The sequence below is a fragment of the Xanthomonas boreopolis genome (genome assembly GCF_046529185.1).
Classification (GTDB): Bacteria; Pseudomonadota; Gammaproteobacteria; order Xanthomonadales; family Xanthomonadaceae; genus Pseudomonas_S; species Pseudomonas_S boreopolis.
Window position 1 is genome coordinate 3,421,150 of record NZ_CP097162.1, and the last position, 26,196, is coordinate 3,447,345.

A 26,196-nucleotide genomic window follows, 5' to 3' on the forward strand; every position below is an offset into this window, starting at 1 on the left:
CGCGCTGGCCACGTCCGTGCGCGGCTGGCGCGAGGTCGGCCGGCTGCGCATCTCGACCACGCAACCGATGGGCCTGGTGCGCGCCTGGTCGTGGGTATGGCCGGAGACGCCGTTGCTGGTCTATCCGTTGCCCGAGCAGGACGCCCCCGCCCTGCCGGCCGGCGAAGGCGCCATCCTGCGGACCCGGCCCGATGCCCAGGGCGAGGAGATGCACCAGTTGCGCCCCTATCGCGCCGGCGACCCGGTCCGCGCGATCAGCTGGAAGCACTCGGCGCGCCGCGACATGCTGCTGGTGCGCGAATTCGAATCGCCGGCCGGCGTGGAGGTCACGCTGGATTGGCGCGCGCTGGCCGCGCTTCCCCATGAACGCCGGATCGCACGGCTGGCACGCTGGGTCGACGAGGCCGAGCGCCAAGGCCGGCGCTATCGGCTGCGCCTGCCCAACCAGGCGATGCTCGGGCCGGGCCAGGGCGCCCAGCATCGCCACCTGTGCCTGCGCGCGCTGGCGCTGATGCCGCATGGCTGACCGCTCGCCGCCCCTGCAGGACAGCGCTCGCGCCTGGGTGCTCGCCACCGCCTGGCTGAGCCTGTTGCCGTTGCTGCTGCAACTGCCGGGCCCGCTCGCCTGGGTGTTCGCCGGCACCGCGCTGCTCACCGGCCTGGCCTCGTGGCGGCGCCCGCTGCCCACCGCGCTCAAGCTGTTGCTGGTGCTGGCGATGCTGGCGGCGGTGTACTGGCAGGCCGGCCTGCGCTTCGGCCGCGACACCGGCTGCGCGCTGCTGGCGGCGATGCTCGCGATCAAGGCGTCGGAACTGCGCACCGTCCGCGACGCGCGCAGCCTGCTCGGCTTCGCGCTGTTCGCGCCCTTCGCCGCGTTCCTGCTCGAACAGGGACCGCTGGCGATGCTGCTGGCATTGGCCGCGGTGCTGTCGGCCCTGCTGTGCATGCAGCAGCTCGCCGACCAGGAAGCCATGGCCCGGGCACCGCTGCGGGCGCAACTGCGCGGCATCGCCCGGCTGGCGCTGCTCGGCCTGCCGCTGGCGCTGGCCGCGTTCTGGCTGTTCCCGCGGCTGGGCTCGCCGCTGTGGGGCATTCCGGAGCGCGCGATGGCGCGCCCGGGCCTGTCCGACGAAATGGCGCCGGGCGAATGGATCGACCTGATGGCCGACGACACGCCGGCGCTGCGCGTGCAGTTCTTCGGGCCGGTTCCTCCCGCCGGGGAACGCTACTGGCGCGGCCCGGTGCTGTGGGACTTCGATGGCCGCCGCTGGACCACCGCGCGCTGGCAGGCCGAGCGGCCGCCTCCGGCGACGCAGCCCTCGGCCACGCGTTGGGACTACCAGATCGACTACGAGCCCACCGACCGCCGCCAGCTGGTCGCGCTCGACCTGCCACTGCAGGCCCCGCCCGGCACCCGGCTCGACGCCGACCATGTCCTGCGCAGCGAACGGCCGCTCAACGGCCTCACCCGCTGGCGCCTGCAATCGGCCCCGCCGCGCCAGTACCAGGCCACGCTTCCCGAGCCGCTGCGGCGAGAAGCGCTGCGCCTGCCGCCCGGCTTCAACCCGCGCACGCTGGCGCTGGGCCGGCAGTGGCGGCAGGAGGCGGGCGACGACGACGAAGCGGTGGTGCGGCGCATGCTGCACTGGATCCGCAGCGAGTTCGCCTACACGCTGGACACGCCGTTGCCCGGCCACGACGGCGTCGACGAGTTCCTGTTCCAGCACAAGGCCGGGTTCTGCGAGCACTTCAGCTCGGCCTTCGTGGTGGCGATGCGCGCCGCCGGCATCCCGGCCCGCGTGGTGACCGGCTACGCCGGCGGCGTCCGCAACCCGCTGGGCGGCTACTGGATCGTGCGGCGCATGGACGCCCATGCCTGGGCCGAGGTCTGGCTGGCCGGCCGCGGCTGGGTGCGGGTCGACCCGACGGCCGCGGTCGCGCCCGAACGCATCTACGACACGCTCGAGGACCGGCTCGGCCAAGGCCAGGCGGCCGGCGGCGCGGCCATCGAATGGCGCCTCGGCGACGTCGGCGACTGGCTGCGGCAGGAATGGAACGAACTGGTGCTGTCCTTCGACGCGGGACGCCAGCAACGATTGCTGCGCCCGCTCGGGATCGACCGGCTCGAACCGGGCCAGCTGATCGGGCTGTTCGCCGCGTTCGCGGTGGCCGCGCTGGGCTGGATGGCCTGGCTGCTGGCCCGCGGCGAACGCGAGCGCGACCCGCTGCTGCGCGCCTGGCACCGGCTCGATCGTGGCTATGCACGACATGGACTGGCACGCGAAGCACACGAACCGGCGCTTCAATGGGCCCGGAGGGTCCACGCACAGCGCCCGGACCCGACCCTGATTACACTCAGCCAACGTTTCGTCGAGGCGCGCTACGCTGCCGCTGACGCCAACCGCCCGCGCCTGGTCAGACGACTGATCAAAGACCTGCACCGACATCGCCCGAGTACCGGAGCCTCACCATGAAGACCCGTTTTCTTCTTCCCCTTGCCGCCGTGCTGACCTTGGCGGCGTGCGCCACCGCACCCAAGCCGCTGCAAGGACAGTTCAGCGCGGTCACTCCGCGCGATGCGGTCGCCGGCCAGCCCGCCGTCGGCACGCAGGTGCGCTGGGGCGGCCGGATCATCGAGACCAACCCCGGGCAGGGCCAGACCTGCTTCCAGTTGCTGTCGCGCCCGCTCAACGGCAGCGGGCGTCCCCAGACCAGTTCCTCCGACGCCAGCGACGGGCGCTTCATCGCCTGCCGCGCCGGCTTCTACGACCCGGCGGTGTTCGAGCCCGGCCGCGACGTGACCTTCATCGGCCACATCGCCGGCTACGAGAACGCCAAGATCGGCGAGTACCAGTACCGCCTGCCCAAGATCGACGCGGACGTGGTTTACCTGTGGCCGGTGGTGCGCGACGTGGAGGTCGTGCCCGCCTACCCGTACGGCCCGTGGGGTCCTTGGGGCCCCTGGGACCCGTGGGGCCCGCGCTGGGGCCGCTGGGGCTGGTGGTGATCGCCACGCTGCCCTGCGCATGACGGACAACGCCGCCTCCGGGCGGCGTTGTCGTTCCTGCGGGATGCGCAATGCCTGTCCTTGGCTTCCTCGGCCGGCACGCCGGGGCGGAGCGAGGCCCCTCTGCGACCAGGCAATGCCCGGATCGTTTCCCGACCGGGCGCGCGGCGGCGCGCTGATCCGCGCAGCCATCGACGGTCTTGCGGCGCGGCCTTGCCCGCGCGCCGATCCATCCCTGCGAGCCATCGGCTCGCGAACCACGCGCCCTCACCCAACGGGAGAGGGACGGGCAAGCCCTTACGGCGTCCCGAAGCGCCCCAGCGGCGCACCTGCCAGCAGGTGCAGGTGGATGTGGAACACGGTCTGCCCGGCATGCTCGCGGCAGTTCATCACGATCCGGTAGCCGTCCTGCGCGAAGCCCTCGCGGCGCGCGTACTCGGCCGCGGCCAGGGCCAGCTTGCCGACCAGGTGCGCCTGGTCCGGGCGCAGATCGTCCAGGGTCGGGATGACCTCGTTCTTGGGAATGAACAGCACGTGCACCGGCGCCTGCGGTGCGATGTCCTTGAAGCCCAGCACGTCCTCGTCCTCGTAGACGATGGTGGCGGGGATTTCGCGGCGGATGATCTTGCCGAAGATCGTGTCGGTCATGGGGAGGCCGGGATTCGGGATTCGGGATTCGGGATTCGGGATTCGGGATTCGGGATTCGGGATTCGGAAGAGGCTATGGGAGAGCTTCCCGCTTTTGCAAATCCCATCCCATCGTTCACGGCATCTCGGTGCGGCTGCCGAACGCATACGACAGCGTGCCGCGGTCGACGTACTCCAGCTCGCCACCCAGCGGCATGCCCTGGGTGAGCCGGCTCGGGCGCACGCGATGCTGGCGCGCCAGCTGCGCCAGGTAGTGCGCGGTGGCTTCGCCCTCGACCGTGGCATTGGTGGCGATGATCAACTCCTGCACCTCGCCCTGCGCGAGCCGTTCGGCCAACCGGTCCAGGCCGAGTTCGCGGGGGCCGATGCCATCCAGCGGCGACAACCGCCCCTGCAGGATGAAGTACAGGCCGCGATAGCCGGTGGCATGCTCGATCGCCAACCGGTCGGCCGGGGATTCGACCACGCACAACTGCTGGCGCTCGCGGCCGGCATTGGCGCAGATCGCGCAGACCTCGGTCTCGCTGAAGTCGCGGCACTGCACGCAATGGCCGATGCGCTCCACCGCCTGCGCCAGCGTCTCGGCCAGGCGCTGGCCGCCTTCGCGCTCGCGTTCCAGCACGTGGTAGGCCATGCGCTGGGCGCTCTTGCGGCCCACGCCGGGCAGCACGCGGAAGGCGTCGATCAGTTGTTCGAGCAGTGACGGCATGTGATTCGTGATTCGTGATTCGTGATTCGCAAAGGCAAGGAGCAAAGCCGCTTCTTGCGAATCACGAATCACCAATCCCGAATCACGGCTCCTCAGAACGGCAGCTTCATCCCCGGCGGCAGCGGCATGCCGGCGGTGAGCGCGCCCATCCGCGACTTGGACTCGGCGTCGATCTTGTTGGAAGCATCGTTGAACGCCGCCGCGATCAGGTCCTCGACCATCTCCTGGTCGGACAGGATGGACGGATCGATACGGACCTTGCGGCACTCCTTGGCGCCGGTCAGGGTCACGTTGACCATGCCGCCGCCGGCGCTGCCGGTCACTTCCATCTTGGCCAGTTCTTCCTGGGCGCGCTGCAGGTTCTCCTGCATCTTCTGCGCCTGCTGCATCAGTTGGGCGATATTGCCTCGCATCGTCGTATCACTCGTCTAAAGGTCGGATGGAATCGGGGACCACGCGCGCACCGTGCTGCTGGATCAGCTGCTGCACGCTCGGGTCGCCCATGAAAGCCTCTTCGGCCGCGCTCTGGCGCTCGCCCTGCTGCCGGTGGGTACGCTCGTGCAACGTCTCGGCGGCCACGGGGGCGGCGCCGATCTCGATCGCGATCTTCGGCGCGCGGCCGAGCGAGGCCGCCAGCGCGTCGGCGAGATCGCCGACCGAACGCTCCGACTGCAGGTACTCGAAACCGGGCGTCAACGACAGGCGCAGCACGTTGCCCTGGTGGCTGACGAAAGCCGCGTTGGCGGCGAGCTGCCGCGAAGGCCCGCTCAGCCCGCTGCGAGCGACCAGCTCCAGCCAGTGCTCGGCATCGGCGATGGCTTCCGCCTGCACGGGAGCCGGTGCCGGTTCGGGTGTCGGCTCTGGCGCCGGTACGGGAGCGGGTTCCGGGCGCGGCGCAGGCGGCGGCGCCATCGCCATCTCCGGCATGGCCGGCCGTGACGACGGCGGTTCGGCGACCGGACGGTCGTCGGTCGCCCAGGGCGGCAGGTCGGTGACCGTGGCGCGCTCGGCCGGGTGCGGAGCGTCCGCCGCCGGCACCGGCACCACCGGCACGGCGGCCTTGGCTTCCGTCGGTGCGACGGCGGGCGCTTGCGGCCTGGACGCTGCAGCCGCCGCGGCCGCAGGCGCCGCCTGGGTCGCCTCCCCCGTCGCGGCCGGCACGGGCCGCTGGCCGCGGCCATCGTCGCCGGTTCCCGGCGCCACCGCCCCCACGGGACGGAACGCCAGCATCCGCAGCACCGCCATCTCGAAGCCCGCGCGCGGGCTGGGGGCCAGGTGCAGGTCACGGCGGCCGTTGAGCGCCATCTGGTACCACAGCTGCACCACCTCCGGCCGCAACCGGCCGGCGAACGCCGCCGGGTCGAGGCCGTCGCCGGGCAACGCCGCGCCGGGCACCAGCTGGCTCACCTGAATGCGGTGCAGCGCCTCGGCCAGGGCCTCGAGCACCCCGTTCCAGTCCGGCGAGAACTCCGCCAGCGCCGCGACCACCTGCAACAGGCGCGCGCCGTCGCCGTCGGCGAGCGCGGCCAGCATCGTGCCGACCTGGGTACGGTCGACCGTGCCCAGCATCGTGCGCACCACGTCCTCGCGCAGCGCGCCGCCCGCGTAGGCGATCGCCTGGTCGAGCAGCGACAGGCCGTCGCGCAGCGAACCGTCGGCGGCCTTGGCCAACTGCACGATCGCGGCCGGGTCGGCCTCGATCTGCTCGGCCGCCAGGATCCGGGTCATCTGGCCCTGGATCTGGCCCTCGTCCAGCCGCTTGAGGTTGAACTGCAGGCAGCGGCTGAGCACGGTGACCGGCAGCTTCTGCGGGTCGGTGGTCGCCAGCAGGAACTTCACGTGCTCCGGCGGCTCCTCCAGCGTCTTCAGCAGCGCGTTGAACGCCGCCTTGGACAGCATGTGCACCTCGTCGATCAGGTAGACCTTGTACTTGCCGCGCGAGGGCATGTACTGGGCGTTCTCGATCACCTCGCGGACGTCGTCCACGCCGGTGTTGGACGCGGCATCGATCTCCAGCAGGTCGATGAAGCGACCCGCGTCGATGTCCAGGCAGGCCGCGCACTGGCCGCACGGGTCGGCGCTGGTGCCCTGCTCGCAGTTCAGCGACTTGGCGAAGATGCGCGCGATCGTGGTCTTGCCCACGCCGCGGGTGCCGGTGAACAGGAAAGCATGATGAACGCGGCCGCTGTCCAGCGCGTTGCTGAGCGCGCGGACCACGTGCTCCTGGCCCACCAGCTCGGCAAAACGCTTCGGGCGCCACTTGCGGGCGAGAACGAGATAGGACATCAGGCAACCGTCTTCATCTGAACCGCCATTGTGCCATGGCCCGCCTCACCCGCCGCGCCCGGGGACGCTTCATCTTGTGGTGGGACGCCGCGGCCGCTAGAATTCACGACCCCGCGCAGGCCATGGCCGGTGCGGGTCCCGGAGAGGTGTCCGAGTGGTTGAAGGAGCACGCCTGGAAAGTGTGTAAGCGTCTAAACCGCGCTTCGGGGGTTCGAATCCCCCTCTCTCCGCCAAACATGCGAGTCCCTCGCAAGAGCCCGCGCCTCCGCATGGGCTTCATGAAGGGAACAGGGCCGCGCCTGGCGCGGCCCGCGTCTTATGGTGGCCCTGTCGGCCCCTCGCGACGCTAGGTCGAAAACCCCGCCAGGGCCGGAAGGCAGCAACGGTATCGATCGACGCGGGCGCCGAGGCCAGCCGGCAGGGCCGCCGCCTTTTCTACTCCATGTCTTCCCGCGAACAGCCGGCCTGTCATTGCATGGACCCGTGGCGACGGGCCCACCTTTCCCTCGACGGTGGGTTCAACTTGGCGCGGCAGCAACGGTATCGATCGACGCGGGCGCCGAGGCCAGCCGGCAGGGCCGCCGCCTTTTCTATTCCATGTCTTCCCGCGAACAGCCGGCCTGTCATTGCATGGGCCCGTGGCGACGGGCCCACCTTTCCCTCGACGGTGGGTTCAACTTGGCGCGGCAGCAACGGTATCGATCGACGCGGGCGCCGAGGCCAGCCGGCAGGGCCGCCGCCTTTTCTATTCCATGTCTTCCCGCGAACAGCCGGCCTGTCATTGCATGGGCCCGTGGCGACGGGCCCACCTTTCCCTCGACGGTGGGTTCAACTTGGCGCGGCAGCAACGGTATCGATCGACGCGGGCGCCGAGGCCAGCCGGCAGGGCCGCCGCCTTTTCTACTCCATGACTTCCCGCGAACAGCCGGCCTGTCATTGCATGGGACCCGTGGCGACGGGCCCACCTTTCCCTCGACGGTGGGTTCAACTTGGCGCGGCAGCAACGGTATCGATCGACGCGGGCGCCGAGGCCAGCCGGCAGAGCCGCCGCCTTTTCTATTCCATGTCTTCCCGCGAACAGCCGGCCTGTCATTGCATGGGCCCGTGGCGACGGGCCCACCCTTTCCTCGACGGTGGGTTCAACTTGGCGCGGCAGCAACGGTATCGATCGACGCGGGCGCCGAGGCCAGCCGGCAGGGCCGCCGCCTTTTCCGGATGCTGACGGGCGGGGCTTGCCCAGCAAGACATCGGAACGGAAGTCCCGCCCGCGCAGCCGGCCTACTCCGCCCGCGCGAAATCGCGCTTGCCGCCCTGCTTGCCCAACAGGCGCACCGCGTCGATGACGATGTCGTGGCTCAGCGCCTTGCACATGTCGTAGACCGTCAGCGCGGCGACGCTGGCGCCGGTCAGCGCCTCCATCTCCACGCCGGTGCGATGGACGGTCTTCACCTGGCACGTGATCCGCAGCGTGGCGTCGTCCTGCCATTCCACCGAGAAGCGGCAACCGTCGATCGGCAGCGGGTGGCAGAACGGGATCAGCTCGTGCGTGCGCTTGACCGCCTGCGTGCCGGCGACGATCGCGGTCTCGACGATGCCGCCCTTGGCGCTGCGCATCGCGGTGTCGCGCAGTTGCCGGGCGACCTCGGCCGGAAACCGCACGCAGGCGCCGGCAAGCGCCTGCCGCGCGGTGGCCGCCTTGCCGGATACGTCGACCATCGCGGGCAGGCCGGCTTCGTCGAGGTGGGTCAGTTGCGAATGCTGTGGCATGGGATGGGAATCCAGTTCGGAAAAGCCGGGGGAGCGCAGGGCTCATCCCCCGATCAGGAACATTTCCACCGGCTTGCCGGTGCGGCGTCCCTGTTCGGCGCGCAGTTCGCTGTAGCGGTCGGCGCGCGCGCGCCACAGCCCGGCCAGGTGCTCGACGAAGGCGTCCTCGCCCTGCGCCAGGGAAGGCCGCAGGTCGGTGCCGGCGCTGGCGAACAGGCAGGTGTACAGGTGGCCGTCGGCCGATACGCGCGCGCGATGGCAATCGCCGCAGAACGCGTGCGAGATCGCGCTGACGAAGCCGATCTCGCCCTGGCCGTCGAGGAACGCGTAGCGCGTCGCGACCTCGCCGCCGTAGTTCGGCGGCAGCGGCCGCAGCGGCCACTGCGCCTCGATGCGCCGGCGCAGTTCGTCGGACTCCACCACCTGCCCGCGCTGCCAGCCGTTGCAGTTGCCCACGTCCATGTACTCGATGAAGCGCAGCACGTGTCCGCTGCCGCGGAAATGCTCGACCAGCGGCAGCACCTGGTCCTCGTTCACGCCGTGCTGCACCACGCAGTTGATCTTCAACGCGCCGAACCCGGCGCGCTCGGCGGCTTCGATGCCCGCCAGCACCCGCGCCACCTCGCCGCGCCCGCCCGACATCTCGGCGAAACGCCGCGGATCGAGCGCGTCCAGGCTGACCGTCAGGCGGCGCAGCCCGGCCTGGCGCAGCGCCGCGGCCTGGGCCGCGAGCAGGCTGCCGTTGGTGGTCAGGGCCAGGTCCTCGATGCCGTCGATCCGGGCCAGGCGCTCCACCAGCGCCGGCAAGCGCTTGCGCAGCAGCGGCTCGCCACCGGTCAGGCGCAGCTTGCTGACGCCGAGCCGGACGAAGCCGCGCACGAGCGTTTCGATCTGGTCGAAGTCCAGGCGCCCGGCCGCATCCAGGCCGTAGTCGGCCGGGACCTTGTCGGCCGGCATGCAGTAGCCGCAGCGGAAATTGCAGGCCTCGATCACCGACAGGCGCAGGTCGTGCAGCGGCCGCCCCAGCCGGTCGCCGAGCGGCATCGTCCGCTGCGGGTGCGGCAGCGCGCTCATGCGGCGCCCGCCCGCTCCGCGGAAGGCTCGCGCAGCGCCAGGCACTCGCCCGGCGCCGCCACGCGGTGGCCGCGCGCGCGCAGCGCGTCGGCGTCGCGCAGGCTCGCATAGTGGTAGAGCACCATCCGGCGCACGAGAGCCTCCGGGTACTCCCGTTCCAGGTCGTCCACGCCAGTATGCGACGGATTGCCGTGCAGGCCACAGTCGTGGGCGACCAGCTCGTCCTCGCCGGCGAACCGCGCCAGCACCTCCGGGATCGGCCGGGTATCCCCGGTCCAGGCCAGGGCGCCCTTCAGGCGCAGGCCGAACGCGGTATCCGGCCAATGGTGGCGGGCCGGGAACACCTCCAGGCGCACGCCGTCGTGCCAGAACGCATCGCCCACCGGGACCAGCCGGAAGGCCTCCCAGAAGTTCGCCCCGCCCTCGGCCAGCACGTTCGGGTAATCGCCCACGCGCCGGTGCAGCAACGGCACCAGCGGCGCCGGCACGTACAGCGGGGTCTGGCCGCGGCGTGCGGAGAAATAGCTGTCGACGAACAACCGCTCGAAGCCGCCGACATGGTCCAGGTGCACGTGGGTGACGAACAGCGCCTGCGGCATCGCGCCGTAGTGCTCGCGGTAGCGGGTCAGCCCCTCGCTGCCGCAGTCGATGGTCAGCCAGGGCCGGCCATCGCGCTCGATCGTGGCCATGGGCGAGCCGAGTTCGACCGCGGAGGCATTGCCCACGCCATGGAAGCGCAGCGCCCAGCCGTCCATCAATAGCCCCGTTCCCAGGCCATGTCGTAGGCGCGCCGCAGCCGCGCGAAGTCCTTGTCGACCTCCTCGCGGCTGCGTTCGCCGCGCAGCTTCAACAGCGAGCGGTGCAAGCGGGCCAGGTTGCGCTCGCGCCAGCGCGTGGCCGGGATGCGCAGCACGCCGCGGTCGAAATCGATCAGCCAGCCCCGGCCGTTGGCGTCGAACAGGATGTTGTGGGCGTTGAGGTCCGCATGGTCCAGCCCGGCGCGGTGGAAACTGGCCACCAGCCGCCCGGTCTCTTCCCACGGCGCCCCCCGCCCGGCCACCAGGGCCCGGTCGGCGAGCGAACGCACGCCTTCCAGGCGCTCCATCAGGATCGCGGCGCGATACTGCAGCCCCTCGCGCAGATAGCACGCGGCGATCGGGCGCGGCACCGGCAGCTTGCGGGCGGCCAGGGCGCGCATCAGCCGGAACTCGGCGAAGCTGCGGGTGCGGTTGGCGCCCTTCCACAGGTAGCGCTCGCGGTTGAACTTGGCGACCATGCCGCCGCGCCGGTAAAGGCGCAGCACGCAGTGCCCGAACGGGGCATCGACGAACCAGGCGCCGCCGCGCCCGCCCTCGTCGACCGGGCGCGCCTTCTCGCCCCAGCGCGCCGGCGAGAACAGCCCGGCATCGGCTTGCCGCACGCGTTCGCGGTCGAACAGAATGGCCCCGTACCCGCGGCCTTCGCGGAACGGCGTCAGCGCTTCAGTGGCGTCGAAGGCAACCATCCCGTCGAGTCTAGAGCGTGTCATGCTTTTTTTCATGCCCGCGGAGCCCCCGGGGACGCCGCGGCAGGGCGCGCGCGGCGGCCCGGGCCGACATCCACGAAGAACGCGCGAAGCGGCGTATCCGGGGACCAGGACGGGCGACCGGCCGCACCGCGACGCACGCACCGCACCGCACCGCGGCCGATCGACGCATCCATGAGGACTACATGACTCGCTCCAGCGACAGCACGGCCCCAGCGCCTCCTTCCCTGTGCCTCCTGCGGCTGTCCGCGCTGGGGGACGTCACCCACGTGGTCCCGCTGGTGCGCACGCTGCAACGCGGCTTGCCCGGCGCGCGCCTGCACTGGGTGATCGACAAGGCCGGCCACAAGCTGCTCGACGGGCTGGAGGGCGTCGATTTCCACGTCTACGACAAGCGCAGCGGCGTGGCCGGGATGCGTGCGTTGCGGCGCGAGCTGGCGCCGGCCGGGCGCTTCGACGCGCTGCTGCAGATGCAGGTGGCACTGCGCGCCAACGTCCTGTCCGCCTTCATCCCGGCCCGGCGCCGGATCGGCTACGACCGCAGCCGCTCCAAGGACCTGCACGGCCTGTTCGTCAACGAGCGCATCGCCGACCGCCCCGGCATCCACGTGCTGGACGCGATCGGCAGCTTCTGCGAGCCGCTGGGCCTGCGGCAGGCCGAGGTGACGTGGGACCTGCCGGTCCCCGACGAGGCCCGCGCCTGGGCGCGGGCGCAATGGGACGACGACGGCCGCCCGGTCCTGATGATCTCGCCCTGCTCCAGCCACGTGCGCCGCAACTGGTACCCGGACCGCTACGCCGCGCTGGCACGGCACGCCCAGCAGCGCGGCTGGCGGGTGGTGCTGTGCGGCGGCCGCAGCGAACTGGAGCGCAGTACCGCCGATGCGATCCAGGCCCGGCTCGAGGTCCCGGCGCTGGACCTGGTCGGCAAGGACACGCTCAAGCAACTGCCCGCCCTGCTCGAGCGCGCCGACCTGCTGGCGACCCCGGATTCCGGCCCGATGCACATCGCCAACGCGATGGGCACCAAGGTGCTCGGCCTGCATGCCGCCAGCAATCCGCACCGCAGCGGCCCGTACTCGGACGTGCGCTATTGCGTGGACCGCTACGACGATGCCGCGCGCAAGTACCTCGGCAAGCCGGCCAGCGCGTTGAAGTGGGGCACCAAGATCGAGTTCGACGACGTGATGGCGCTGGTCACCGTCGAGGACGCGGTGGCCGCGTTCGAGCGCTACGTGGCCGATCGGTGCGGTTGAGCCGCCGGCGTTTTACGCGACCAGTGAGAGCGGCTTCCCTGTGGGAGCGGCTTCGGCCGCGACGAGGCTTTCATGCAGGTCCCTCTGCAAAGCCTGCACATCCCTGCGCGGGGATTTGAATGGGAAAGCCCCGTCGCGGCTGAAGCCGCTCCCACAAGGCAATTGCTCCCACAGGGAAGCCGCTCCCACAGGCGCCGGTGCGGATCACTCCGCCCGGTAGTCCTCGTAGGACTTCTCCTCGACGTAGGCCGAACCCAGCGCCAGGTTGATCTCCTTCTTGATCCGCGCGCGCTCGTCGTTCTCGAAATACACGCTGCGCGCCAGCCGGATGAACTCCTCGTCGAACGATTGCGCCTTCTCCTTGATGCGGATGTCGTCCTCGATCACCCACAGCCGCTCGTTGACGGCCTTCAGGTCGGCGCGCAGCTTGGCGATGTCGCGCACCGCCGCCGGATGCGCCATCCAGGTCTTCTCCAGCGCGGACAGCTCGTTGCGCACGTTGGCCAGCTTGGCCTCGTCGCTCATCCGCTCCGACTTGATCTGCAGGATCGAGATCTTGTCGAGCAGTTCGCCGAAGGACACCGGCACCAGGATTTCGGACATGGCATGCACCTGCGGAATGAAAACGCGATTTTAGCCGCACTGCGGCCGAGGCCGGCTTCACCGCCGTTCGCGGGCATGCGCCGCGAACCACTCGGCCAGCGCCGCCCGCGCCCGCGCCGCGGCCGTTTCCAGCGGGTCGCCGCAGGCCAGCGCGGTGGCGACCAGGCTGGCCAGCAGGCAGCCGGTACCGCGCAGCGCGAACGGATGCCGGGGCGCGGCGAACTCGCGCGGGGACAGGCCGCGCTGGTGCAGCCGGTCGACGGCAAGCGCCCCGTGCGCGTGCCCGCCCTTGGCCAGCACCGCCGGCACGCGCGCCAGCAAGGCCTCGATCCCGGCCTGCGCTTGCGCCTCTGCCGCCCCGATGCCGCAGCGCGCGGCCAGCGCCGCCAGTTCCGGCAGGTTGGGCGTGGCCAGCCGGGCCCGGGGCAGCAGCGTGTCGAGCAGCACGGCCACGCCGTCCTCGTCCAGCAAGGGCGCGCCCGAGCTGGACGCCAGCACCGGATCGACCACCCAAGGCACATCGCGCGGCAATGCGCCGGCCACGGCGCGGACCGTCGCCGCGGTGCCGAGCATGCCGATCTTCACCGCCATCACCGGCCCTTGCCGCAGGGCCGCATCGACCTGGGCGCGCACCGTGGCCAAGGGCACCGGGTGCACGTCGAGCACCGCGCGATCGGTCTGGGCGGTTACCGCCGTCAGCGCCACCCGGGCCTCGCCTCCGAACCGCGCCACCGCCCGTACGTCGCGCAACACGCCGGCCCCGCCGCTGGAGTCCAGCCCGCCCACCAGCAACACCGCGGGGCGCTCCCGGAGCACGCGGTCAGGCATCCGCCCTTCCCGCGCCTTCCAGGCGAGCGGCCAGGGCCAGCCATTGCCGGGCGCGCGCCTCCGGATCGGCCGCCTGCTGGAGGTCGGTCACCACGGCCGCGCTGTCGGCGCCGGCCGCCAGCACCTGCGGCATGCGTTCCGGCGTGATGCCGCCGATCGCCACCAGCGGAACGGCGCCGGCGCGGTCCTTCCATGCGCGCACCCGCGCCAGTCCCTGCGGTCCCCAGCGCATCTTCTTCAGTAGGGTCGGCCAGACCGGTCCGAGCGCGACATAGGCCGGCGACAGGGCCAGCGCGCGCTCCAGCTCGGCCTCGTCGTGCGTGGACAGGCCATAGCGAACGCCGGCGCGCCGCAATGCCGGTAGGTCGGCCTGGTCGAGGTCTTCCTGGCCCAGGTGCACGAAGTCGATGCCGAGCTCGAGCGCCAGTTGCCAATGGTCGTTGAGCACCAGGCGCGCGCCGTGCCGGCGGCAGCAATCCCGCGCCCGCAGCGCCTGCTCGCGCAATGCCCGCGGCGGCAGGTCCTTGGCGCGCAACTGCACCAGCCGGACCCCGAGCGGGACCAGCCGCTCCAACAGCGCGGCGCTGCCGACGATGGGATAGAAGCAAGGCATCGCCGTCTTCATGGCTCGCCCAACCGCGCCATGCCGAACACCGGCGTGGACGCCTGCGCCATGTCCCGGCGCGGCATCGGCCCGGCCAGGTACGCGGCGCGGCCGGCCTCCACCGCCAGCGCGAACGCGCGCGCCATCGCCACCGGATCGCGCGCCTGCGCCACCGCGGTATTGAGCAGCACCGCATCGAACCCGAGCTCCATCGCCTGCGCCGCCTGCGACGGCGTGCCGATGCCGGCATCGATCACCATCGGCACCTCCGGGAACTGCGCGCGCAGCGCACGCAACGCGCCGGGATTGCGCAGCCCCTGCCCGGACCCGATCGGCGCGCCCCATGGCATCAACACGCGACAGCCCGCGTCCAGCAACCGCTCGGCCACGACCAGGTCCTCGGTGGTGTAGGGAAACACCTCGAATCCCTCGCCCGCCAGGATCCGCGCCGCCTCCACCAGCGCGAACGGGTCGGGCTGCAGCGTATCGGCATGGCCGATCACCTCCAGCTTGATCCAGTCCGTGCCGAACACCTCGCGCGCCATCTGCGCGGTCGTCACCGCCTCGCGCACGCCGTGGCAGCCGGCCGTGTTGGGCAGCACGCGCCGCCCGAGCCCGGACAGCCATGCGCGGAACGCCTCGCCGCCGCGGCCTTCGCGCCGCAGCGACACGGTGACGACCTGCGCGCCGCTGGCCTCGACCGCCGCGGCCAGCACCGCCGGCGAGGGATAACGCGCGGTACCCAGCATCAGCCTGGACGCCAGCTCCACCTCGTAGAACATCGCCTAGCCCCCCTGCATCGGCGCGAGCACTTCGATCCTGGCGCCCTCGCGCAGCCTCGTCGCCTCGCGCTGCGAGCGCGGCACGAAGCGGCCATCGAGCGCGGTGGCCACCACGTCGCCCGCCACGCCCTGTTCCGCCAGCAGCGCCGCCAGCGTGTCCGCATCGGTGCGCAGCGGGCGGCCGTTCAATTCGACAAGCACGATCCCCTCTCCTCTCGCAGAAGTTCCACCACCTCGCCGGCCAGCGCCGGCGCCATCAGGAAGCCGTGGCGATACATGCCGTTGACGTGCAGGCGCGCGCCGTCGCGGCGGATGCCCGGCAGGTTGTCGGCAAACGCCGGGCGCAGCCCGGCGCCGGTCTCCACGATGCGCGCCTCGGCGAAGCCGGGATGCACCGTCCACGCCGCCGACAGCAGCTCCATCGCCGCGCGCGCGGTGATCGGGCCGTCGTCGTCGCTCTCCAGCATCGTCGCGCCGATCATGTAGCGGCCGTCGCCGCGCGGCACGATGTAGCAGGGAAAGCGCGGGTGCAGCAGCCGCAGCGGACGGCTCAGCGACACTTCCGGCGCATGCACGTACAGCATCTCGCCACGCACCGCGCGCAGGCCGGGCAGTTCGGCGCGCGCCCACGCGCCGCGGCAGTCCACGATCCGCCCGCACGCCTCCCGCGCCCGGAAGCGCACGCCGCGCGCGCGCAGCGCCTGCGCCAGCGTCGCCAACGCCAGGCGCGGATCGAGATGCGCCTCCTCGGCATAGAACAGCGCGCGGCTGAAACGCCCGCGCAGGTCCGGTTCCAGCTCGCCCGGCGCCACCCAGGCATGGCCTTCGGTGGCGCGCGCGAACCGATCCAGCTCGCCGGCGTCGCGCGGGGCCGCCAGCACCAGCGTGCCGCGCCGGACCACCTCGATGCCGCGTGCGGCCCACCAGGCCGCGGCCCGCCGTCCGTCGCGCACGACCCGCGCCGGCGCGCATTCGCCCTCGCAGAACGGCGCCAGCATTCCGCCGGCCCAATGCGAGGCCGCCGGCACGCCGAGCTCGGGCGCGACCACCTCGACCGCGAAGCCGGCCTCGGCCAGCGCGGTCGCCACGCACAGGCCGGTCACGCCGGCGCCCAGCACGGAGACGCTCACCGCGCCTTCTCCAGCGGCACGTACAGCTCGCCGTCGGCGCGGAACTTCTCGGCCATCCGCGCCATGCCGTCCTGGCGCTGCGCCTCGGCGCGGATGTCGTGGCTGATCCGCATCGAACAGAACTTCGGCCCGCACATCGAGCAGAAATGCGCCAGCTTGTGCGCCTGCTTCGGCAAGGTCTCGTCGTGGAAAGCGCGCGCGGTATCCGGGTCCAGCGACAGGTTGAACTGGTCCTCCCAGCGGAACTCGAAGCGCGCGCGCGACAGCGCATCGTCGCGCGCGCGCGCGGCCGGATGCCCCTTGGCGAGGTCCGCCGCGTGCGCGGCCAGCTTGTAGGCGATCACGCCGGTCTTGACGTCGTCGCGGTCCGGCAGGCCCAGGTGTTCCTTGGGCGTGACGTAGCACAGCATCGCCGTGCCGAACCAGCCGATCATCGCCGCGCCGATCGCGCTGGTGATGTGGTCGTAGCCCGGCGCGATGTCGGTGGTCAGCGGCCCGAGCGTGTAGAACGGCGCCTCGTGGCAGTGCCGCAGCTGCTCGTCCATGTTGGCCTTGATCTTGTGCATCGGCACGTGGCCCGGGCCTTCCACCATCACCTGGCAGTCCTTCGCCCAGGCGATCCTGGTCAATTCGCCCAGCGTGCGCAGCTCGGCGAACTGCGCCGCGTCGTTGGCGTCGGCGATCGAACCGGGCCGCAGCCCGTCGCCGAGCGAGAACGACACGTCGTAGGCGCGCATGATCTCGCAGATGTCCTCGAAGCGTTCGTAGAGGAAGTTCTCGCGATGGTGGTGCAGGCACCACTTGGCCATGATCGAGCCGCCGCGGCTGACGATGCCGGTGACCCGGTTCGCGGTCAGCGGGATGTGGGCCAGGCGCACTCCGGCATGGATCGTGAAGTAGTCCACGCCCTGCTCGGCCTGCTCGACCAGCGTGTCGCGGAACAGTTCCCAGCTCAGGTCCTCGGCGACGCCGCCGACCTTCTCCAGCGCCTGGTACAGCGGCACCGTGCCGATCGGCACCGGCGCGTTGCGCAGGAGCCATTCGCGGATGTTGTGGATGTTGCGGCCGGTGGACAGGTCCATCACCGTGTCCGCGCCCCAGCGGATCGCCCAGACCATCTTCTCCACTTCCTCCTCCATCGAGGAGGCGACCGCGGAGTTGCCGATGTTGGCGTTGATCTTCACCAGGAAGTTGCGGCCGATGACCATCGGCTCCAGTTCCGGGTGGTTGATGTTGGCCGGGATGATCGCCCGGCCCGCGGCGATCTCGTCGCGCACGAACTCCGGCGTCACCACGTCGGGGATCGAGGTGCCGAAGTCCTCGCCATCGCGCGTGCCGCGCGCCGCCGCGCGCCCGAGGTTCTCGCGGATCGCCACGTATTCCATTTCCGGCGTGACGATGCCGGCGCGCGCGTAGGCCAGCTGGGTGATCGCGCGTCCGCCGCTGGCGCGCAGCGGCGCGCGCGCCAGCGGGAACGCCGGCACGCCCTCGGCGAAGCCGTTGTCGACCGGCATCACCGCGCGGCCGGCGTAGGGCTCCGCGTCGCCGCGCAGGCGCTGCCAGGCGCCCCGCACCTCGGGCAGGCCGCGCGCGATGTCCAGCGTCCCCGCCAGCGCCTGGTCGGTGTACGGCCCGGAACTGTCGTAGACGTTCAACGGCGGCTCGCCGTCGAGGTGGATCTGCCGCATCGGCACGCGGATGTCGTGGCGCGTCCCGGGCAGGTGGATCTTGCGCGAGGCGGGCAAGCCGCCGGTGGTGATGCGCGGCGGGGCGGAAGCGTTCTGGCTCATGGCGTCTCCTCAAGTTGACCTGACGAGACCCAGGCAGCACTTGAGCAGAAAGGCGGCCGACGGCCACCGCGCGCGAACGCATGGGAGGGCCGGATCGGCCCGAAAGAGCGGCATCCGTCGCTAGGCCGGCGGCGCGCACTTCGGTCTTCCTACGCCAGTATCAACTGGGTCAGGTTCGAAGGGTCGCGTCGCCGGGAAGGCCATCGGCCCGCCCTGTCAGCCTCTCAGTCCCCTGGGCGGGACTCCCCTGACGTGGCCGCCACGTTCGCAGCTGGGCATGCGCCTGTCAAATGCGGACGGCTCTTTTGTGGCGGTTGGCGCGTCCGGGGACGGACTTCGGTCCCGACGCTTTTCGGGGCAGGCCCTGTCGGCGCTGGAGTTCCCCTCCACAATTCCACCAGCGCAAAAACGAAAAGCCCGCGACGATGCGCGGGCTTTCGCTTCGATCTGGCGGGAAGGGGGGGATTCGAACCCCCGAGGCGCTATAAACGCCTGCCTGATTTCGAGTCAGGTACATTCAACCACTCTGCCACCTTCCCGGTGGACCCCGGCGGACCGGGGCCGTGCATGATACGGGGCCGTGACGGTCCCGACAAGCGCCGCCATGCGCACGCGCCAGCGAACCGGCCCGCCAGGCCCGGCGGTTGCCGGATGCGCCGGCGGCCGCGATCATGCCCCCTCCCCCGGCCTGCGCGCCCCGCTCCACGGATCCCATGCTCGAATTCGGACACCTCAGCCACGTCGGCCTGCGCCGCGAACTCAACGAGGACACGTACTACGGCGACATCGAACTGGGATTGTGGCTGGTCGCCGACGGCATGGGCGGCCACGCCTGCGGCGAGGTCGCCAGCGCGCTGGCGCGCGAGACCATCGTCCGCGAAGTGCGCGGCGGCGCCCCGCTCGCGCAGGCCATCCGCATCGCCGACGAGGAGATCATCCGCACCTCGCGCCGGCGCAACGACAGCCTGCCGATGGGCACCACCGTGGTGGCCGCGCGCGTGCTGGGCAACCGTTTCGAAGTGGCCTGGGTCGGCGACAGCCGCGCCTACCTGTGGCGCGACGGCCGCCTCGCCCAGCTCAGCCAGGACCACAGCTACGTGCAGGAACTGGTGGCCCAGGGCGCCTTGACCACCGAGCAGGCGCGCGCGCACCCGCATCGCAGCGTGGTCACGCAGGCGCTGGGCGTGACCGATCCCGCCCACCTGAACGTGGCGACCATGACCGGCGAGCTGAAGCCGGGCATGCAGCTGCTGTTGTGCAGCGACGGCCTCACCGAGGAAGTGGACGACGGCGGCATCGCCCGGACCCTCGCCGCGCTCGACTGCAGCGCGCAGGAATGCGTGGATGCCCTGGTCGCCGCGGCGCTGGATGGCGGCGGTTCGGACAACGTCACCGCGGTGCTGGTGCGCTGCCACTGACGCGCCCGCCGCCGCGGGACCGGGGTCAGGCCTCGACCGCCGCCTCCGCCGCCGGCACCGGGTCGTCCCACAGCGCGCGCCCCGCCTTCTTGCGCAGGCGCTCCAGCCGCGCTTCGTGCGCCTCCAGCTCCGACGCGGTGGCGACCACCCGCGGGCGCGGCAGCAGCATGGCCGCATCGAACGCGGCCAGGTCCGCGCCGAGGCCCGCCTGCGCTTCCTCGGCCAGGCCGAAACCGATCTCTTCCTGGCCCGAGGTCAGCGCGATGTAGACATCGCCCAGGATCTGCGCGTCCAGCAAGGCGCCGTGCAGCTGGCGATGCGAGTTGTCCACGCCCAGGCGCTTGCACAGCGCGTCCAGCGAGTTGCGCTGGCCGGGGAACTTCTCGCGCGCCAGCAGCAGCGTGTCCACCACCGTGCAGCGGTCGGTGATCTTGCCGTAGCGCTCGCCGAGCAGGGACAGCTCGTAATCGAGGAAGCCCAGGTCGAACGCGGCGTTGTGGATGATCAGCTCGGCGCCGTCGATGTAGGCGAGGAATTCCTCCGCGATTTCCTCGAACGGCGGCTTGTCGGCGAGGAAGTCCAAGGTCAGGCCGGTGACTTCCTGCGCGCCGGCCTCGAACTCGCGGTCCGGACGGATGTAGCGGTGGAAGTTGTGCCCGGTCGGGCGGCGCTCCAGGTACTCCACGCAGCCGATTTCGACGATGCGGTTGCCCTTGCGCCATTCCAGGCCGGTGGTTTCGGTATCGAGAATGATCTGACGCATGTGTTCCTCAGTAGGTGGCCACGCCGCCGCGCATGGCGATGGCCTGGTTGCGCGCCAGCAGGTCCACGCGCTCGTTGTCCGGATCGCCGTTGTGGCCCTTCACCCAGCGCCACTCGATGCTGTGGCGCTGGGTCGCGGCATGCAGGCGCTCCCACAGCTCGCGGTTCTTGACCGGCTCGCCGCCGGCGGTCTTCCACTGCCGCCGCAACCAACCCGTCATCCACTCGGTGATGCCTTGCCTGACGTACTGCGAATCGGTGTGCAGGACGATCCGGCAGGGCTCGCTCAGCGTCTCCAGCGCCATGATCGCCGCCATCAGTTCCATGCGGTTGTTGGTGGTGTTGGCCTCGCCGCCCACCAGTTCCTTTTCGTGGCCCTTGTAGCGCAGCAGCGCCGCCCAGCCACCCGGCCCGGGATTGCCCAGGCAGGAACCGTCGGTATGGATTTCTATCGACTTCATCGGACTCCAGGAATGTTCAGATCGTCGCCACCGGGCGCTGCCAGCGCACCTTGGCCGGGATCGGCCCGTTCGGGGCGATCGCGCGTTTCTCCGCCTCGAACACGCAGACCGCGCGCCAGGGGCCGCGTCCGGCGTGCCCTTCGCCGCCGTCGCCCGGGTTCCAGGCCGGGCCGAGATAGCAGGGCGTCATCGAGCAATGCAGGCGCGCGCGCTGGATCGAGCGCCGCCACCATTCCGGGCGCGGCGGGCTGGGGACGTGCCGCCGCCAGCGCAAGCGGTACGGGCTGAGCGGATTGAGCGCGAACAGCCAGAGCCTGCCACCGGGCGCCAGCACCCGTGCGCACTCCTCCACGAACGCGTCGATGTCCCCGGCCACCGCATGCTGCACGACGATCGCCTGCAGGCTCTCGGAGGGAATCGGCAGCGGCAGCCTGCACTGCAGCTCGCCCGCGTAGCCGGCGCCGTGCCGGAACAGCCGCAGGCCCCGGCCCTGCAATGCGCTCCCTTCCGGCAGGCCGGCGGGTATCGCCGACAGCCAGAGCCAGGGCTGGGAAGGCCGGTGCCGCAGAGCCTCCAGCGCCCAGTGCTGCTCCAAGCGCAGCAACGCGCGCCCCGCCCCCGTTTCAAACCAGGATGAGACGCCGGCTTGACGGAGGATCGGAGCGGCAGGCATGGTCCCAATTCTATGCGACTGACCGCCCTGCCCGCATTCGAGGACAACTACGTCTGGGCGCTGGCCGCCGGTGACGGAACCGCCGTGGTGGTCGACCCGGGACAGGCGGGCCCGGTCCTGGAGGCCGCCGCCCGGGGCCTGGAACCGGCCGCCATCCTGGTCACCCACCACCATGGCGACCATGTCGGCGGCGTCCGCGACCTGCTCGACCGCTGGCCGCACCTGCCAGTGTTCGCCCCTCGCGACGAGCGCCTGGGCTTTCCCTACCGGGCCGTGGCCGACGGAGAAGCCGTGGACGTGGCCGGGCGCGCATTCAGGGTGATCGAGGTCCCGGGCCATACCCGCACCCACGTGGCCTACTTCGGCGAGGGCGTGCTGTTCAGCGGCGACACCTTGTTCAGCCTGGGCTGTGGGCGGATGTTCGAAGGTACGCCGTCGCAGATGCTTGCCTCGCTCAAGCGTCTCGCCGCGCTGCCCGGCACCACCCAGGTCTGCTGCGGCCATGAATACACCTTGTCGAACGCGCGATTCGCGTTGCAGGTGGATCCGTCCAACGCTGCCTTGCAGCGCCGTCAACAGGAAGCCCAGGCCATGCGTCACGCAGCCCGTCCTACCCTGCCGATTTCGCTCGAGAGTGAACTGGCCACCAATCCGTTCCTGCGCACGCAGGCCGCGGAGATCCGCCATGCCGTCGCCGGCCGCCTGGGCCGCGAGCCCCGCGACGAGGTGGAAGTGTTCGCCGAATTGCGGCGCTGGAAAGACGACTTCCGCGCATGAAGCGCTTGCTGCTGGCGGTGCTGGCCGGGCTCCCGGCCGCACTGTCCATCCAGGGCGCGCGCGCGCAGGAAGCGACCCCGCCAGGCAGCCTCGCCGCAGCGGCATCGCCCGCGCCGGCCGCCGCCGGAAGCCTGCTCTCCGCGACCGAGGCCACCTCGCGCAACGGACGGCAGATCTTCGACGCCTTCCTGGCCGGTCGCGCCGATCCGGGCTGCGACGCCGAGGCCAGCAGCCCGCGCTGGGAGGCGCATTTCGCCAAGGCTCCCGCGCAGCTGGCCGACGAGGACCAGGACGTACTGCCGCTGTTCGGCTACGTGGTCGACGAACTGCGCACCGCCGGCTTGCCGACCGAGTTCGCGCTGATCCCGTTCATCGAGAGCGGCTACCGTCCGGGCGCGCGCAGCGGCAGCGGCCCGGCCGGCCTGTGGCAGTTCATCAGCGCCACCGCGCGCAACCACAAGGTGCCGGTCGGCAAGCGCTACGACGGCAGGCTGTCGGCCGTGGATTCGACCGCCGCGGCCGTCCGCTACCTCAAGACGCTCTACGGCATGTTCGGCGGCGACTGGCGGCTGACGATGATGGCCTACAACGCCGGCGAGTACCGCATCCTCCAGGCGATGCGACGGGCCGGCATGAACGCCCAGAACGCCCGGCCCGATGCGCTGCCGGGCCTGTCGCCGACCAGCTATGCCTACGTGGAGAAGGTCCATGCCCTGGCCTGCGTGCTCGACCACGCCCAGGCCCGCGGCAGCCTGATGGCCGGGCTCGACCGCGAGGTCCCGATCCTCGACGAGCACACCCTGCCCGCCGGAACCAGCCTGCAGGGCTGGGCGCACCGCAACGCGCTGCAGACCGACATGGTCGGCAGGCTCAACCCGGCGCTGGGCCAGGCCCGCAGCAGCGATGTCCCGCGTTCCGTATTGGCCCCGCGTACCGAGGCGAGCGCAACCGTGGCGGTGGCCGGGCCAGCACCGGAGCCGGCGGCCGCCGACGAGGCCCGCACGGTCGCCGCCGCGGACAGCGGCCCCGCGCCGGAAGCGACCGGCAAGCCCGCGCCCCGCCGCAGCGCGCGCCGCACCCACACCGTCCGTTCGGGCGAGTCGGCCTGGACCATCGCCCGGCGCTACGGCATCACCGTCAAGGCCCTGCTGTCCAGCAACGGCCTGCGCCAGGACAGCGTGCTCAAGCCCGGCATGGTGCTCGCGTTCGACGACGTCCGCTGACGCGCCCGCGGCCCCGCCGCACCCGCGTCGGCAAGCCCTGCCCTCCGCGCGCCCGGCACAACCGTTCCGCCCCTACAAAAAAGCCCGGCATTGCCGGGCTTTCTTGCGCTCGCGGAGGAGGGCCGCGATTACAGCTGCGACTCCTGGATCTGCACCTTCAGGTGCTTGCGCATCGCCTCCACGTAGGCGCGCGCGGCGGCATTGCCCTCGATCTGGCCGAGCTGCTCGCGCAACGCCGCCTGCTGTTCCGGCGGGATCTGCGCCAGGTCGCCCGGCGTCACCTTGGTGACCGCGAACAGCGCGAAACGGCCATCGCCGAGATCCAGCTTGCCGACCGACGGCTTGCCCTCGGCCGGGACCGGCGCGCTGAAGATCGCGCGGTTCGCCGCCGGCGTCGGGATCGGCGCGGTCCGCGGCAGGCCCGGGAGCGGGTTGACCTGCAGCTTCTCGGCCGCGGCCACCGCCTGCAGCGTCTCGCCCTTCTGCAGGCGCGCCAGCAACGCATCGGCGACCTTCGCGGCGGCCTGCTCGGTGCGGTCGGCCCGCACCGCGGCGATCACGCGATCGCGGACCTTGTCCAGCGGCAGCGCCTGCTCCGGCGTATGCGCCGATACGCGCAGCATCACGCTGTGGTTCGGGCCGATCTCGATCGGGTCGCTGACCGTGCCGTCCTGGATCAGGCTCTCGGAGAAGGCCGCACGCTGCACGTTCGGGTTCGCCGCGATGCCGGTGGCATCGTTGCGCGAGAACGGTCCCAGCGTCTGCACCGACAGCCCCAGTTCCTTCGCGGCCGAAGCCAGCTCGGTCGGGTTCTTGTACACCTGGTCCACCAGCTTGCCGCTGAGGTCGGAGAACTGCTTGTCCGCGTCGCTCTTGAGCTGCTCGGCCGCGAGCTGGTCGCGAACCTGCTCGAACGACTTGCCCTGGCCGCCCTTGACCTCGCGCAGCTTGATCACGTGATAGCCGAACTCGCTCTTGATCGGGCCGACCACCTCGCCCGGCTTCATCGCGAACAACGCTTCCTCGAACGGCTTGACCATCACGCCCTTCTCGACCCAGCCGAGGTCGCCGCCGGCGTCCTTCGAACCGGGGTCTTCGGAATTGGCCTTGGCCAGCGCGGCGAAGTCGGCATTCGGCTGCCTGGCCTCTTCCGCCAGCTTGGCGGCCTTGGCCTCGGCCGCCTTCTGCGCCGCCGCGTCGCCGCCCGCGCTGATCAGGATGTGCGAAGCCAGGCGCTGTTCCGGCTCGACGAAACGCGCCTTCTCGTCCTCGTAGCGCTTGCGCAGCGTCGCCTCGTCGGCCGGCTGCACCGGCGGCATGTTGGCGGCATTGAGCTCGACGTACTCGATCGTCACCGTCTCCGGCTGGCGGAAGTCGGCGGCGTGCGATTCGTACCACTGCTTGGCCTGCGCATCGCTCACCGGCGAGGTGTCCGCGGCCGGCGGCGGGAGCGTCGCCAGCTCGACGTCGCGCGTCTCGCCCAGCAGCTTGAGGATCCGCTCCGACTCCGCCTTGGTGACGAACGACGATCCCATGATCGCGTCCGGGATCACCGATTGCTGCAGGCCGTCGCGCACCAGCGCGTCGAACTGCATCGGCGTGCGCGGCGGCGTCCCCTGCGCCAGCGCCATGCGGTACTGGTCGGGATTGAACTTGCCGTCGACCTGGAACGCCGGGATGCTGGCGATGTAGTCGCGCACCGCGTCGTTGCCGACCACGATGCCCGCGTTCTCCGCGGCCAGGCGCACCACCTGCTCGTCGATCATCTGGTCGAGCACCCTGAGCTTGTTTTCCTGCGACTCGAACTCGCGCGGGTCGAAGTTGTCGCCCAGCTGCTGCCGCTGCTGCATGCGCACCTGTTCGAAGCGCGTGCGGAAGTCCTGCGTGCTGATCTCGTGGTGTTGCCAGAGCATCGAGGCCGGCCACCACGACGGCGCCGAGTGCCACCAGGTCGGCGGCGCCTGCACCTTGGCCACGTTGCCTGCGCCGACGCCCCCGAGATAGCTGTTGTCGATGACGAACAGGAACGGGATCATCAGCAGCCCCAGGATGGCCGTGGCGATCCAGCCAGAGGTCTTGTCGCGGAGTTTCTGCAGCATGGGGTATCGAGCCTGATGGCGAGCCGTGCAGTTTAACCCGCTTCCGTGCGCCGCACCCAGCGGCGCCGGTGGGCGGGCCGGGGTCTTCGCCAACAAAAAACCCCCGGCATCGCTGCCGGGGGTTGACGATTCGAATGGCGGAGCGGACGGGACTCGAACCCGCGACCTCCGGCGTGACAGGCCAGCATTCTAACCAGCTGAACTACCGCTCCATTTTTCGAAAACCGTTGCCTCCGCCGAAGGCCGTGGCCTTCGGAGAAAGCGAAGCCCCCGATCTCTCAGGGGCTTCATGCTACTGGCGGAGCGGACGGGACTCGAACCCGCGACCTCCGGCGTGACAGGCCAGCATTCTAACCAGCTGAACTACCGCTCCGCGCTTGAAACCTTGCTGCTGGTGCCTTGGTGGGTGCTGAGGGTTTCGAACCCCCGACCCTCTCCTTGTAAGGGAGACGCTCTACCGCTGAGCTAAGCACCCTAGCGAGTCGACTAGTTTACGGCATCCTTCAGCGCTTTGCCAGCCTTGAAGGAAGGATTTTTCGAAGCGGCGATCTTGATGGAGTCGCCCGTCTTCGGGTTGCGGCCCGTGCGCTCGGCGCGCTCGCGGACCTGGAAGGTACCGAAGCCCACCAGCGTCACGCTGTCGCCCTTCTTGAGCGCCTTGGTGATTTCGCTCACGACCGCGTCGACGGCGCGACCGGCTTCGGCCTTGGACAGGTCAGCAGCGGCGGCGACGCCGTCGATCAATTCGGTTTTATTCATTCTTTTGAACTCCTG

Annotated in this window: 26 protein-coding genes, 5 tRNA genes, 1 other RNA gene and 1 pseudogene; 9 read left to right on the forward strand and 24 right to left on the reverse strand. The window is 71.0% G+C overall.

Annotated features, from left to right (window positions below; translation table 11 throughout):
* Positions 1-10: 10 nt before the first annotated feature.
* The 3 genes and pseudogenes from M3M27_RS15335 to M3M27_RS15345 form a co-directional block, all read left to right on the forward strand.
* Positions 11-526 (forward strand): annotated as a pseudogene (locus M3M27_RS15335) (DUF58 domain-containing protein); the annotation flags it as partial.
* Entirely contained in the window at positions 519-2,474 is a 1,956-nt protein-coding gene (locus M3M27_RS15340; RefSeq protein ID WP_434026198.1) for a transglutaminaseTgpA domain-containing protein, read from the forward strand. The pseudogene M3M27_RS15335 and the gene M3M27_RS15340, both read left to right, overlap by 8 nt.
* Positions 2,471-3,007: a Slp family lipoprotein gene (locus M3M27_RS15345; protein WP_140723310.1), complete on the forward strand. Its 537-nt coding sequence runs from the start codon at positions 2,471-2,473 to the stop codon at positions 3,005-3,007. Before M3M27_RS15340 ends, M3M27_RS15345 begins: the two co-directional genes overlap by 4 nt.
* Before the next feature lie 297 nt (positions 3,008-3,304).
* On the opposite strand, the gene M3M27_RS15350 is transcribed toward M3M27_RS15345, so the two are convergent.
* The 4 genes from M3M27_RS15350 to dnaX form a co-directional block, all read right to left on the reverse strand.
* The gene (locus M3M27_RS15350) at positions 3,305-3,655 is read right to left on the reverse strand and encodes a histidine triad nucleotide-binding protein (protein ID WP_434026199.1); all 351 of its coding nucleotides are present in this window, start codon (positions 3,653-3,655) and stop codon (positions 3,305-3,307) included.
* A gap of 115 nt (positions 3,656-3,770) precedes the next feature.
* Entirely contained in the window at positions 3,771-4,364 is a 594-nt protein-coding gene (recR, locus tag M3M27_RS15355) for a recombination mediator RecR (RefSeq protein ID WP_140723316.1), read from the reverse strand.
* A gap of 92 nt (positions 4,365-4,456) precedes the next feature.
* Entirely contained in the window at positions 4,457-4,777 is a 321-nt protein-coding gene (locus tag M3M27_RS15360) for a YbaB/EbfC family nucleoid-associated protein (RefSeq protein WP_140723321.1), read from the reverse strand.
* Positions 4,778-4,784: 7 nt separating this feature from the next.
* Positions 4,785-6,650, reverse strand: coding sequence for a DNA polymerase III subunit gamma/tau (gene dnaX / locus M3M27_RS15365; RefSeq protein WP_434026200.1), 1,866 nt, complete (start codon positions 6,648-6,650; stop codon positions 4,785-4,787).
* Between the two features lie 140 nt (positions 6,651-6,790).
* On the opposite strand from dnaX, the gene M3M27_RS15370 reads away from it, so the two are divergent.
* Positions 6,791-6,883 (forward strand) — tRNA-Ser (locus M3M27_RS15370).
* Positions 6,884-6,977: 94 nt separating this feature from the next.
* Positions 6,978-7,074: signal recognition particle sRNA small type (ffs, locus tag M3M27_RS15375), an RNA gene on the forward strand.
* Positions 7,075-7,928: 854 nt separating this feature from the next.
* Here ffs and moaC read toward each other — a convergent pair.
* Genes moaC through M3M27_RS15395 form a run of 4 tightly spaced genes read right to left on the reverse strand, consistent with a single transcriptional unit; the run spans position 7,929 to position 10,995 of the window.
* Positions 7,929-8,417, reverse strand: a complete 489-nt coding sequence (gene moaC / locus M3M27_RS15380; protein ID WP_140723328.1) for a cyclic pyranopterin monophosphate synthase MoaC — start codon at positions 8,415-8,417, stop codon at positions 7,929-7,931.
* A 42-nt stretch (positions 8,418-8,459) separates the two neighbouring features.
* Positions 8,460-9,491: a GTP 3',8-cyclase MoaA gene (gene moaA, locus M3M27_RS15385; protein ID WP_434026201.1), complete on the reverse strand. Its 1,032-nt coding sequence runs from the start codon at positions 9,489-9,491 to the stop codon at positions 8,460-8,462.
* Positions 9,488-10,246 carry an MBL fold metallo-hydrolase gene (locus M3M27_RS15390; RefSeq protein ID WP_434026202.1) on the reverse strand — a complete coding sequence of 253 codons (759 nt, stop codon included), beginning with the start codon at positions 10,244-10,246 and terminating at the stop codon, positions 9,488-9,490. Before M3M27_RS15390 ends, moaA begins: the two co-directional genes overlap by 4 nt.
* On the reverse strand, positions 10,246-10,995 hold the full coding sequence (locus M3M27_RS15395) for a 3-deoxy-D-manno-octulosonic acid kinase (protein WP_434028027.1): 750 nt from the start codon (positions 10,993-10,995) through the stop codon (positions 10,246-10,248). The genes M3M27_RS15390 and M3M27_RS15395 overlap by 1 nt, the downstream gene beginning before the upstream one ends.
* Positions 10,996-11,201: 206 nt before the next feature.
* On the opposite strand from M3M27_RS15395, the gene M3M27_RS15400 reads away from it, so the two are divergent.
* Complete coding sequence (locus M3M27_RS15400) at positions 11,202-12,272, forward strand: glycosyltransferase family 9 protein (protein ID WP_434026203.1); 1,071 nt, start codon at positions 11,202-11,204, stop codon at positions 12,270-12,272.
* Positions 12,273-12,476: 204 nt separating this feature from the next.
* Here the strand turns inward: M3M27_RS15400 and M3M27_RS15405 are convergent, their stop codons facing one another.
* The 8 genes from M3M27_RS15405 to M3M27_RS15440 form a co-directional block, all read right to left on the reverse strand.
* Positions 12,477-12,875, reverse strand: a complete 399-nt coding sequence (locus M3M27_RS15405) for a DUF6165 family protein (RefSeq protein WP_140723340.1) — start codon at positions 12,873-12,875, stop codon at positions 12,477-12,479.
* Between the two features lie 57 nt (positions 12,876-12,932).
* Positions 12,933-13,703 (reverse strand): bifunctional hydroxymethylpyrimidine kinase/phosphomethylpyrimidine kinase, encoded by a 771-nt coding sequence (thiD, locus tag M3M27_RS15410; protein ID WP_434026204.1) that lies wholly within the window; start codon positions 13,701-13,703, stop codon positions 12,933-12,935.
* Positions 13,696-14,328, reverse strand: a complete 633-nt coding sequence (locus M3M27_RS15415; protein WP_434026205.1) for a thiamine phosphate synthase — start codon at positions 14,326-14,328, stop codon at positions 13,696-13,698. The genes thiD and M3M27_RS15415 overlap by 8 nt, the downstream gene beginning before the upstream one ends.
* Positions 14,325-15,089, reverse strand: coding sequence for a thiazole synthase (locus tag M3M27_RS15420; protein WP_434026207.1), 765 nt, complete (start codon positions 15,087-15,089; stop codon positions 14,325-14,327). Before M3M27_RS15420 ends, M3M27_RS15415 begins: the two co-directional genes overlap by 4 nt.
* 3 nt (positions 15,090-15,092) lie before the next feature.
* Positions 15,093-15,290 carry a sulfur carrier protein ThiS gene (gene thiS, locus M3M27_RS15425; RefSeq protein WP_140723349.1) on the reverse strand — a complete coding sequence of 66 codons (198 nt, stop codon included), beginning with the start codon at positions 15,288-15,290 and terminating at the stop codon, positions 15,093-15,095.
* Positions 15,275-16,219 carry an FAD-dependent oxidoreductase gene (locus M3M27_RS15430; protein ID WP_434026208.1) on the reverse strand — a complete coding sequence of 315 codons (945 nt, stop codon included), beginning with the start codon at positions 16,217-16,219 and terminating at the stop codon, positions 15,275-15,277. Before M3M27_RS15430 ends, thiS begins: the two co-directional genes overlap by 16 nt.
* Positions 16,216-18,009, reverse strand: a complete 1,794-nt coding sequence (thiC, locus tag M3M27_RS15435) for a phosphomethylpyrimidine synthase ThiC (protein WP_434026210.1) — start codon at positions 18,007-18,009, stop codon at positions 16,216-16,218. The genes M3M27_RS15430 and thiC overlap by 4 nt, the downstream gene beginning before the upstream one ends.
* A 448-nt stretch (positions 18,010-18,457) precedes the next feature.
* Positions 18,458-18,548, reverse strand: a tRNA-Ser gene (locus M3M27_RS15440).
* A gap of 174 nt (positions 18,549-18,722) precedes the next feature.
* On the opposite strand from M3M27_RS15440, the gene M3M27_RS15445 reads away from it, so the two are divergent.
* Positions 18,723-19,427: a PP2C family protein-serine/threonine phosphatase gene (locus M3M27_RS15445; RefSeq protein ID WP_140723358.1), complete on the forward strand. Its 705-nt coding sequence runs from the start codon at positions 18,723-18,725 to the stop codon at positions 19,425-19,427.
* A gap of 25 nt (positions 19,428-19,452) precedes the next feature.
* Here the strand turns inward: M3M27_RS15445 and dnaQ are convergent, their stop codons facing one another.
* From dnaQ to M3M27_RS15460, 3 genes are read right to left on the reverse strand one after another with little or no spacing between them, the layout of a single operon-like run.
* Positions 19,453-20,190, reverse strand: a complete 738-nt coding sequence (dnaQ, locus tag M3M27_RS15450) for a DNA polymerase III subunit epsilon (protein ID WP_434026211.1) — start codon at positions 20,188-20,190, stop codon at positions 19,453-19,455.
* A gap of 7 nt (positions 20,191-20,197) precedes the next feature.
* Complete coding sequence (gene rnhA, locus M3M27_RS15455; protein ID WP_140723364.1) at positions 20,198-20,650, reverse strand: ribonuclease HI; 453 nt, start codon at positions 20,648-20,650, stop codon at positions 20,198-20,200.
* A 16-nt stretch (positions 20,651-20,666) separates the two neighbouring features.
* On the reverse strand, positions 20,667-21,323 hold the full coding sequence (locus M3M27_RS15460) for a hypothetical protein (RefSeq protein ID WP_434026212.1): 657 nt from the start codon (positions 21,321-21,323) through the stop codon (positions 20,667-20,669).
* Between the two features lie 12 nt (positions 21,324-21,335).
* On the opposite strand from M3M27_RS15460, the gene gloB reads away from it, so the two are divergent.
* Positions 21,336-22,100, forward strand: coding sequence for a hydroxyacylglutathione hydrolase (gloB, locus tag M3M27_RS15465; protein WP_434026213.1), 765 nt, complete (start codon positions 21,336-21,338; stop codon positions 22,098-22,100).
* Entirely contained in the window at positions 22,097-23,323 is a 1,227-nt protein-coding gene (locus tag M3M27_RS15470) for a lytic transglycosylase domain-containing protein (RefSeq protein WP_140723374.1), read from the forward strand. The genes gloB and M3M27_RS15470 overlap by 4 nt, the downstream gene beginning before the upstream one ends.
* 128 nt (positions 23,324-23,451) lie before the next feature.
* Here the strand turns inward: M3M27_RS15470 and M3M27_RS15475 are convergent, their stop codons facing one another.
* From M3M27_RS15475 to M3M27_RS15495, 5 genes are all read right to left on the reverse strand, one after another.
* Positions 23,452-25,422, reverse strand: coding sequence for a peptidyl-prolyl cis-trans isomerase (locus tag M3M27_RS15475; protein ID WP_434026214.1), 1,971 nt, complete (start codon positions 25,420-25,422; stop codon positions 23,452-23,454).
* 135 nt (positions 25,423-25,557) lie between these two features.
* A tRNA-Asp gene (locus tag M3M27_RS15480) sits at positions 25,558-25,634 on the reverse strand.
* An 84-nt stretch (positions 25,635-25,718) separates the two neighbouring features.
* Positions 25,719-25,795: transfer RNA gene (locus M3M27_RS15485), tRNA-Asp, on the reverse strand.
* A gap of 27 nt (positions 25,796-25,822) precedes the next feature.
* Positions 25,823-25,897: transfer RNA gene (locus M3M27_RS15490), tRNA-Val, on the reverse strand.
* An 11-nt stretch (positions 25,898-25,908) separates the two neighbouring features.
* Complete coding sequence (locus M3M27_RS15495) at positions 25,909-26,181, reverse strand: HU family DNA-binding protein (protein ID WP_140723381.1); 273 nt, start codon at positions 26,179-26,181, stop codon at positions 25,909-25,911.
* Positions 26,182-26,196 lie beyond the last annotated feature (15 nt).

What these genes read in the sequence shown, in the direction of transcription:
- M3M27_RS15340 (WP_434026198.1), top strand. Translation starts at nt 519, where the DNA reads ATGGCTGACCGCTCGCCGCCCCTGCAGGACAGCGCTCGCGCCTGGGTG.
- M3M27_RS15345 (WP_140723310.1), top strand. Translation starts at nt 2,471, where the DNA reads ATGAAGACCCGTTTTCTTCTTCCCCTTGCCGCCGTGCTGACCTTGGCG.
- M3M27_RS15350 (WP_434026199.1), bottom strand. Translation starts at nt 3,655, where the DNA reads ATGACCGACACGATCTTCGGCAAGATCATCCGCCGCGAAATCCCCGCC.
- recR (WP_140723316.1), bottom strand. Translation starts at nt 4,364, where the DNA reads ATGCCGTCACTGCTCGAACAACTGATCGACGCCTTCCGCGTGCTGCCC.
- M3M27_RS15360 (WP_140723321.1), bottom strand. Translation starts at nt 4,777, where the DNA reads ATGCGAGGCAATATCGCCCAACTGATGCAGCAGGCGCAGAAGATGCAG.
- dnaX (WP_434026200.1), bottom strand. Translation starts at nt 6,650, where the DNA reads ATGTCCTATCTCGTTCTCGCCCGCAAGTGGCGCCCGAAGCGTTTTGCC.
- moaC (WP_140723328.1), bottom strand. Translation starts at nt 8,417, where the DNA reads ATGCCACAGCATTCGCAACTGACCCACCTCGACGAAGCCGGCCTGCCC.
- moaA (WP_434026201.1), bottom strand. Translation starts at nt 9,491, where the DNA reads ATGAGCGCGCTGCCGCACCCGCAGCGGACGATGCCGCTCGGCGACCGG.
- M3M27_RS15390 (WP_434026202.1), bottom strand. Translation starts at nt 10,246, where the DNA reads ATGGACGGCTGGGCGCTGCGCTTCCATGGCGTGGGCAATGCCTCCGCG.
- M3M27_RS15395 (WP_434028027.1), bottom strand. Translation starts at nt 10,995, where the DNA reads ATGGTTGCCTTCGACGCCACTGAAGCGCTGACGCCGTTCCGCGAAGGC.
- M3M27_RS15400 (WP_434026203.1), top strand. Translation starts at nt 11,202, where the DNA reads ATGACTCGCTCCAGCGACAGCACGGCCCCAGCGCCTCCTTCCCTGTGC.
- M3M27_RS15405 (WP_140723340.1), bottom strand. Translation starts at nt 12,875, where the DNA reads ATGTCCGAAATCCTGGTGCCGGTGTCCTTCGGCGAACTGCTCGACAAG.
- thiD (WP_434026204.1), bottom strand. Translation starts at nt 13,703, where the DNA reads ATGCCTGACCGCGTGCTCCGGGAGCGCCCCGCGGTGTTGCTGGTGGGC.
- M3M27_RS15415 (WP_434026205.1), bottom strand. Translation starts at nt 14,328, where the DNA reads ATGAAGACGGCGATGCCTTGCTTCTATCCCATCGTCGGCAGCGCCGCG.
- M3M27_RS15420 (WP_434026207.1), bottom strand. Translation starts at nt 15,089, where the DNA reads ATGTTCTACGAGGTGGAGCTGGCGTCCAGGCTGATGCTGGGTACCGCG.
- thiC (WP_434026210.1), bottom strand. Translation starts at nt 18,009, where the DNA reads ATGAGCCAGAACGCTTCCGCCCCGCCGCGCATCACCACCGGCGGCTTG.
- M3M27_RS15445 (WP_140723358.1), top strand. Translation starts at nt 18,723, where the DNA reads ATGCTCGAATTCGGACACCTCAGCCACGTCGGCCTGCGCCGCGAACTC.
- dnaQ (WP_434026211.1), bottom strand. Translation starts at nt 20,190, where the DNA reads ATGCGTCAGATCATTCTCGATACCGAAACCACCGGCCTGGAATGGCGC.
- rnhA (WP_140723364.1), bottom strand. Translation starts at nt 20,650, where the DNA reads ATGAAGTCGATAGAAATCCATACCGACGGTTCCTGCCTGGGCAATCCC.
- M3M27_RS15460 (WP_434026212.1), bottom strand. Translation starts at nt 21,323, where the DNA reads ATGCCTGCCGCTCCGATCCTCCGTCAAGCCGGCGTCTCATCCTGGTTT.
- gloB (WP_434026213.1), top strand. Translation starts at nt 21,336, where the DNA reads ATGCGACTGACCGCCCTGCCCGCATTCGAGGACAACTACGTCTGGGCG.
- M3M27_RS15470 (WP_140723374.1), top strand. Translation starts at nt 22,097, where the DNA reads ATGAAGCGCTTGCTGCTGGCGGTGCTGGCCGGGCTCCCGGCCGCACTG.
- M3M27_RS15475 (WP_434026214.1), bottom strand. Translation starts at nt 25,422, where the DNA reads ATGCTGCAGAAACTCCGCGACAAGACCTCTGGCTGGATCGCCACGGCC.
- M3M27_RS15495 (WP_140723381.1), bottom strand. Translation starts at nt 26,181, where the DNA reads ATGAATAAAACCGAATTGATCGACGGCGTCGCCGCCGCTGCTGACCTG.